This is a genomic window from Steroidobacter sp. (genome assembly GCF_016790065.1).
GTDB lineage: Bacteria > Pseudomonadota > Gammaproteobacteria > Steroidobacterales > Steroidobacteraceae > Steroidobacter.
In genome coordinates this window covers 1-6,452 of sequence record NZ_JAEUPY010000302.1, presented here as the reverse complement: position 1 = coordinate 6,452, position 6,452 = coordinate 1, and the positions used below count along the sequence as shown (strand labels likewise).

Genomic DNA, 6,452 nt, shown 5'->3' with positions numbered 1-6,452 from the left:
GAATGCGGAGTGATACTGGCGATTTTCACAGTTCGACTGGCCAATCGAGAACGAAGAGGACGTAGTGCGTGACTAACCCTTCGACTCCGATGCTAAGTGCATTCTTCAATTCCTCGAATGGGGAGTTTTCGGCGGACACTCAGCCGCAACCACACAGGCACAAAAGCATGACCACGACGCGGGCTAATCTATGGAAGGCGCCAATCTCGAAAGGCTATTTCATAAAAAAGCGCTGCTTAGTCACTTTGGCCTGAGCGATCAAGCCGCGCGCCGGCGCTCGACCCGAAACGGCGCCGCAGTACCATCGACCATCGATGGTCTCTGCACCGAAGCTGCATCGCTGCTCCGGTGCAAGGTGAATGCGGAAATTGCACCGAGCATGATCTGTGACTGCTCCTTCAACCCTGCGGCGGTCTCCGCCAGTTCCTGCATCATCTGCGCATCACGTTGTGTCACCTCATCCATCTGGCGAACTGCAGAGTTGATTTGCTCGATGCCGGCGGACTGCTCTTGACCGGCTACATCGATCTCTTCGATCACCTCCGCGACTCGCTTGACCGCAGTGACAACCTGTTGCATTGCCTCGTCGGCCTGGCCGGCCAGTTCGCCACCATGAGCTACTGTCTGGCTGGACGTGTTGATCAGGTCGCGAATTTCTTTCGACGCTGATGCCGAGCGTTGCGCTAGGCTGCGCACCTCCTGCGCCACTACCGCAAAACCTCGCCCTTGCTCACCCGCGCGAGCCGCTTCCACTGCTGCATTCAGCGCCAGCAGATTGGTTTGAAATGCGATGCCGTCGATGATGCCGACGATCTCTCCGATCCGACGTGACGATTGCGCAATGGCAGTCATCGTCTCGTGCATCTGGGTCACGACCTGCCGGCCGCGTCCCGTCTTGCTGGAACACTCTTGTGCGAGTTGCGCTGCCTGCTGCGTGTTTTCCGCGTTGCGGGCTACCGTGGCGGACAGCTGCTCGACCGAGGCGGCGGTCTCTTCCAAACTCGCCGCATTCTCTGTCGCGCGATCGGAGAGTTCGCCGATCGAACTCGTGACCGTGCCCACGCCGCCACCGAGCTCAGTCGCGGCCGTCAGGTTGTCCTTGAGCACGCCATCGAGCTTCACTCGCAATTGTTCGAAAGCCTGCGCGATTCGTGCGATACAGATGGGGCCCAATTCTTCGATACGGCTGCGCGTATCTCCCGCGATAAGCCTAGACGCAGTGGCTTGCAATGCCAGCAGCGCCCCGACCACGCTCACCTGCATATATATGAGCGCCCCCGCGGCGATCAGCATACCGAGCCCGCTCAGCAACCCCGACAAACCCCAGCCCTCCAGCAATACGGTGCGCGCGCCGACGCCCCCTTGCAGCAAGATGAGTGCCCCCAATACTACCCAAGCACTGGTGCGCAACGACGGGCTCAACAGTTGCCGGCAGGCTCCGCGCCATGACTCGTCGACGACCCGACCTTCCTTGATGCACAGACTGCCGGCCGAACCGGAACGGATCCTGGCGTAGATCTTCTCCGCCGTTGCAATCTCATCGCGGGTCGGCTTCACCCGCACCGACATGTACCCGGTAATGCGGCCGTCATGCATCATGGGCGTCACATTGGCGCGCACCCAATAAAAGCCGCCGTGCTTGCGTCGGTTCTTCACGATGCCGGTCCAGCTCTTGCCAGCGCGGATGGTCCGCCACAGGTCCGCGAATGCTTCGCGCGGCATGTCGGGATGCCGGACCAGATTCTGCGGCTGTCCCAGACATTCCTCCAGCGAGTATTGACTGCTGCTCAGAAAGGCTGGGTTGGCGTACGTAATACGGCTGTCTGGATCGGTGTGCGTGATGATGACCTCGCCTTCAGGCAGGACGTATTCAGCCTGCGAAGTGTCGCTGTTCGAATGCATGTCATTTCCTCTTCAGCCGCTGAGCGCATCGGCGTAACACCGATGCGTGCTCCGGGTATTGGCCTTAGGTTGCCAAGATTGAGCGCCGTACGGACTCAGCGCTTGCGAATGCGACCCGTGACGCATATTCCGTGCGAGCCGCGTTGCGATCTCTCAAGGTGCTTGGGAATTACAACCAATTATGGGTAGCACCATAGCTCGGTGACGTAGTATCAAAACAGCACGTCGATGACCAGCACATCCTGATAAACGCCGGCCGGCGGTGTCGGCTGGTCGGAATAGATGCGGGCTTCGTAAGTAAACGACTCCGGTACGTTGCCCAGCGCAGGCACGGACTGCACCGCCCGATGCACGACATCATTCCAAGGCACGCCGCCGGGCCGGAAGACGTCGTATTCCAGCCGATGCACACCGAAGCCCATGCGCCGACGGCCATTGGCGAAGGAGTTGCCGTTGCTCAGTCCGACGCTGTAGGTCGTGCCCTTGGTGCAGGTCAGTCGCAGGGCGCCACTCACCGGTGCAAAGCTGTCGACGAATGGCGCCCTACCGAAATCGATGTCATCAGCATCGAATCTGCAGTCGCGAGTCACGGTCAACCTCACTGTGACAGTGACGGCAGCGCCCGCGCCGGGTATCGAGTTCTGAGTCAGCGTGCACAATCCCAGCGCGCAACCTTGGGTGATGCCGGCGCTGCGAGTCCAACCGCCGATGCAAATACCCACCGCACTGATGCTGGAACACACGGCATAGTGCCAACGTAGCGTGAGAGTGCCGGGATAGGTGCCGCTCGCGACGTTGCCGGCGGCGTCCAGATTGATGAAGAGTTGCGCCTGGCCACTGCTGCCGCCCAGGCTCAGCAAACTAGCCAGGGCGAGATTCCCAGAGGTCACGCCCGCGACGAGCGGCACGCCACCGGGAATGGTCGTGACATCGAACGGAATGCTGTCGCCAGTCACTGAGTTCACCAATCCGGAGCTTTTCGAGTCCACCGATAGAAAGATGTATTGACTGGACAACAGGCCGAGAATGCCGCTGCACGTCAGACCGCTGCTGCCTGAGCCGGCCCCCACTTGCGCGGCCGCTGCCTCGAATGAAGTCTTGCTGCCCAGGTCGATCAAGCTCGTGCTGGTCGTCGTGCACGCGGCAGCTTCATTCCGCCAAGTCACGGCGCACCCGATGATCGCCAGAATCCGCCAGAGGCTCATCGCACGTCCTCGCATGTCATGGGCACCAGGGGCGCGAGCGCAGGCTGGGGCAGAACGGCCTCGACACGGCAGCTGCTACCGTCCGGCCGTCGCACCTCAACCTCGACCTGTGCCGGCAGATTTTCGAAGTACACCAAGCCGTCGTAGCCCACGGTGCCGACTTGCTCCGAATGTTTCTCCAGTGCCTGGCTACCCACCGGCAGCACCACGCCGACGCGATCCACCAACTTGAGCAGCACGGCACTCAGGCGCCGCGTGTCGAAATTCAGCAGCGCGCCGCTACGCCGCTTCACTACCAGACGTTGCTCGGTGTCGTCGACCGCGACGTCCAGCGGCAGATCGACAGGATCAATACTGAATTTCGCTGCGTAATGGGACGTGACCCAGGGCACGAGCAGTCGGCCACGTCGATTGGTATAACCGACCAGCTGATTCTCGTAGCGCACCGGCACACCGCTGATCCCGTCCGTGGATACGACGACGAAGGCATCGCTGACTTGGCGAGCGGCGAATACTTCGCTCCCCATCGCCAGCAGTGAGCCGCGCATGTCCGCCCAGCGAGTGCGCTGTTCTCCGTAGGTAGCGACACCGGCCTCGGCACGCGCGTAGGCACCGCTCCACGCCAGGCTGGCATCGGTGAACGAGTGATCGTCGATGCCGTCTGCATGGCCGACATTCCAACCCAAGCCACCCTGCGACGGCACACTGCGGGAATATTGGATATGTTCGCTCGATGTAGCGTCCTGCTGCGTGCCCACGGTGAGGTTGCCGCCCCGTCCAAAGGAAGCGAGCAACTGTGCAGTGATCGCCCCTTCTCTGCGCTGTAGATCACGACTGGCACCGATCCGCAAACTGAGCGCGCCGGACAGCTGCCGAATATAAGAAACATTCAACAATCGCGCTGGCGTACCGCTCGCCGGTTGCACTCGAAGATAGCTCACGGCTCCGCTGCCGAAACGAGCCAGCGACGAGCCGGCCGTAATGATGTCGCTGTTGACGGCACCAGACAGATCACCGCCGGCATCGGCGGTTGCCAGCGTATAGAAGTCGCGCGTGCTGCGCGTTCCCTGATAGCCGACATTGAAGCCGCGATTCGCATAGCGATAGCCGAACGAATACTGCCAGCCCTGAGCGCCATAGTTAGCACTACGACTCACAGCCCCATTCACGAGTCCCAGCGTGCCGACCGTCAACACGGTACCGAAGCCCAACAAGCCGAAGTTGCCGACGGCCGTTGACGCGATCTCCGCCTGACTCTCGAGCGTGAGGGTGTTCGTCAGGCCATAACGCAGCGACCCGGCACCAGCGAAACGTCCATAGGAGAAATTCTCGAACCCGTAAGCACGACGCATCGTTCCGAGACTGAGTGAATAATCGACCAGTCCCTGCCGCAACAATTCGTTGCTCGCATAGAAGGGCAACGTCGCGGTCACTTGCCTGCCGAGCGCATCGGTGGTCACCAACGTTGCCTCACCGGCGCCAGTGACCACTGGCATGCTGGTGATCGTATATGGCCCCGGGCGCAGCTGTTCGGAACGTGCCCGCTGACCGTTGATGAACAGATCAAGCGTGGACGGAATCGCGGCCTGCCCTGAGAACTGCGGCAACGGATACGTGATCAAGTCTGGCCGCAGACGAAAATCTCTCGACAGCTTGATCCCCGCGATGCGGGCCGGTGCGCTCCAGGCCTGCGCCGAGGTGATCAGATCGCCTATGGTCCAGCTGTGCAATTGCTGCTCGTTGGAACTGGACCACGCCGTATCGAAGCGCAAATAGCCACGCTGGCCGACGCCCATCTGAGACTCACGCTCAACCGCATCCGCGTAGCGATGCAACCCCGTATTTGTGAACACGCCCGCGGCACCGAACAGCCGCTGCTCGGTCCAAAGCGACGCGCTGCTCGGCCGATCCTCGCCGTCGATGAGATGAACGCCATAGTTCACTACGAGTCCGGTACTACTGCTCGCGTGTTGCATGCCGCGCGACACTTTGTCTAGGTGTTGTGTAGCCAGCCACTCCGGCGGCACCGTGAGTTCCAGCAACAGTGCGTTGGGATCGTAGCGATGCTGGATGCCGGAGGCCTGGTCAAGCAGCAGCCAGTGCGCATTTGCATCGGCCAGTATCGCGAGACTTACACCGGCGGCACGTAGATCAGCACAACGCACACTCAGCCCGTCGCCACTTTGCTGCACAGGAACGACGTTTCCCAGCGGTACACCGTTGATGCTCAGATCGAGATAGAGCGTGGCATCGACGATCGCGGCGACATCGCTGGGGATGGCCGTGGGCGCGGGCGGCAACGTCGGGTCGGCGAACGCTGCTTGGCATAGGAACAACCAACCTCCACGACGCCATCGACAGAGCCTCGCCGGACGGCCGCGACCACGCATCGTCAGTCACCGGGCAGCAGCACCGGCGGCGCGTTCGTTTCAAGCTGCGCCTGCAAGTGCCGACCGGATAGCACGCCATCCGGCACCGGCCAGCGCATGGTCTGGCCCGGCAGCACGTAGCCGAGCAACCCCGGTGCGATGTCGATGTCGTCTTGGTTGTGAGTTAGCGCCGGGCGCGCGAGATTCACGAGCCGCACCTGACTGAGCCGGGCGTGCCCCGAGCCCGAATTGCGAACCTGCATGAATCGAACGTCGCCCGCTTCGATCAGCTGCCATGAAAGCGCTGGCTGCGCGCGCCGCGCACCGGCGACTCGTCCTTCATCCTTGCGCCACAGCCCCTGCCCGTAGGCGAACAGCGGCAATGAGTAGCGCATCTGCACTCGCAAGCCAGTGCTGCCCGCGGACTGCGGCGACGGAATCTCATCGACTAGGATGCGAAAGGCGCGCTCCTCGCCAGCCGCCAGCGGCGCAGTCAACGTGAGTCGCACCAGCTGTTTCTTGCCGGGCGCGATGGTGGTGAACGGCGGCGTGCTGACGATCAAGCTCTGCGCGTCGTAGCTGTCGCTGAAGTCACGCTGTTCCCAAGCGAGCACGCGGATTTGCAAAGTGACCGGCGCCTTGCCGACATTTTCCAGCCACAGCGTGCCAGCCTTGCGCCCCGCTTCGATGGTTGGATCGAGCGGCCAGATGAGCACGGCAGTCCCCGCGCGCGCCGGTGACGAGAGCATCGGCGACGTTAACGCACAGACTGCGGCAATCCAGAGAACTCTTAGCATTGCGTTCATCACCAACTCACCGTGACTTGCACACTGTCTTGATAGGTGCCGGGCGAGTAACCGCCCACCGCCGGCGGAACTTGACCGAACACCGGCAGCTCGACGACGGCGAACGCACCACTCGCCGAGATCGCTACGCCGCGCGGTGTATTGCCCGCAAAGGGTTGCAAGCCCGCGCT

At 61.9% G+C, this 6,452-nt stretch carries 4 protein-coding genes; all 4 read right to left on the bottom strand.

Going from position 1 to position 6,452, the window contains the following annotated elements; all coding sequences use genetic code 11:
• Positions 1–258: 258 nt before the first annotated feature.
• The 4 genes from JNL55_RS12735 to JNL55_RS12720 all read right to left on the bottom strand — a co-directional run bounded on the left by JNL55_RS12735 (position 259) and on the right by JNL55_RS12720 (position 6,273).
• Positions 259–1,902: a methyl-accepting chemotaxis protein gene (locus JNL55_RS12735; protein WP_293853410.1), complete on the bottom strand. Its 1,644-nt coding sequence runs from the start codon at positions 1,900–1,902 to the stop codon at positions 259–261.
• A gap of 212 nt (positions 1,903–2,114) precedes the next feature.
• Complete coding sequence (locus JNL55_RS12730) at positions 2,115–3,107, bottom strand: spore coat U domain-containing protein (RefSeq protein WP_293853407.1); 993 nt, start codon at positions 3,105–3,107, stop codon at positions 2,115–2,117.
• A complete protein-coding gene (locus JNL55_RS12725; protein ID WP_293853405.1) occupies positions 3,104–5,443 on the bottom strand; it encodes a fimbria/pilus outer membrane usher protein in 2,340 nt (779 codons plus the stop codon). The genes JNL55_RS12730 and JNL55_RS12725 overlap by 4 nt, the downstream gene beginning before the upstream one ends.
• A gap of 56 nt (positions 5,444–5,499) precedes the next feature.
• Positions 5,500–6,273, bottom strand: a complete 774-nt coding sequence (locus tag JNL55_RS12720) for a molecular chaperone (RefSeq protein ID WP_293853402.1) — start codon at positions 6,271–6,273, stop codon at positions 5,500–5,502.
• Positions 6,274–6,452: the final 179 nt, after the last annotated feature.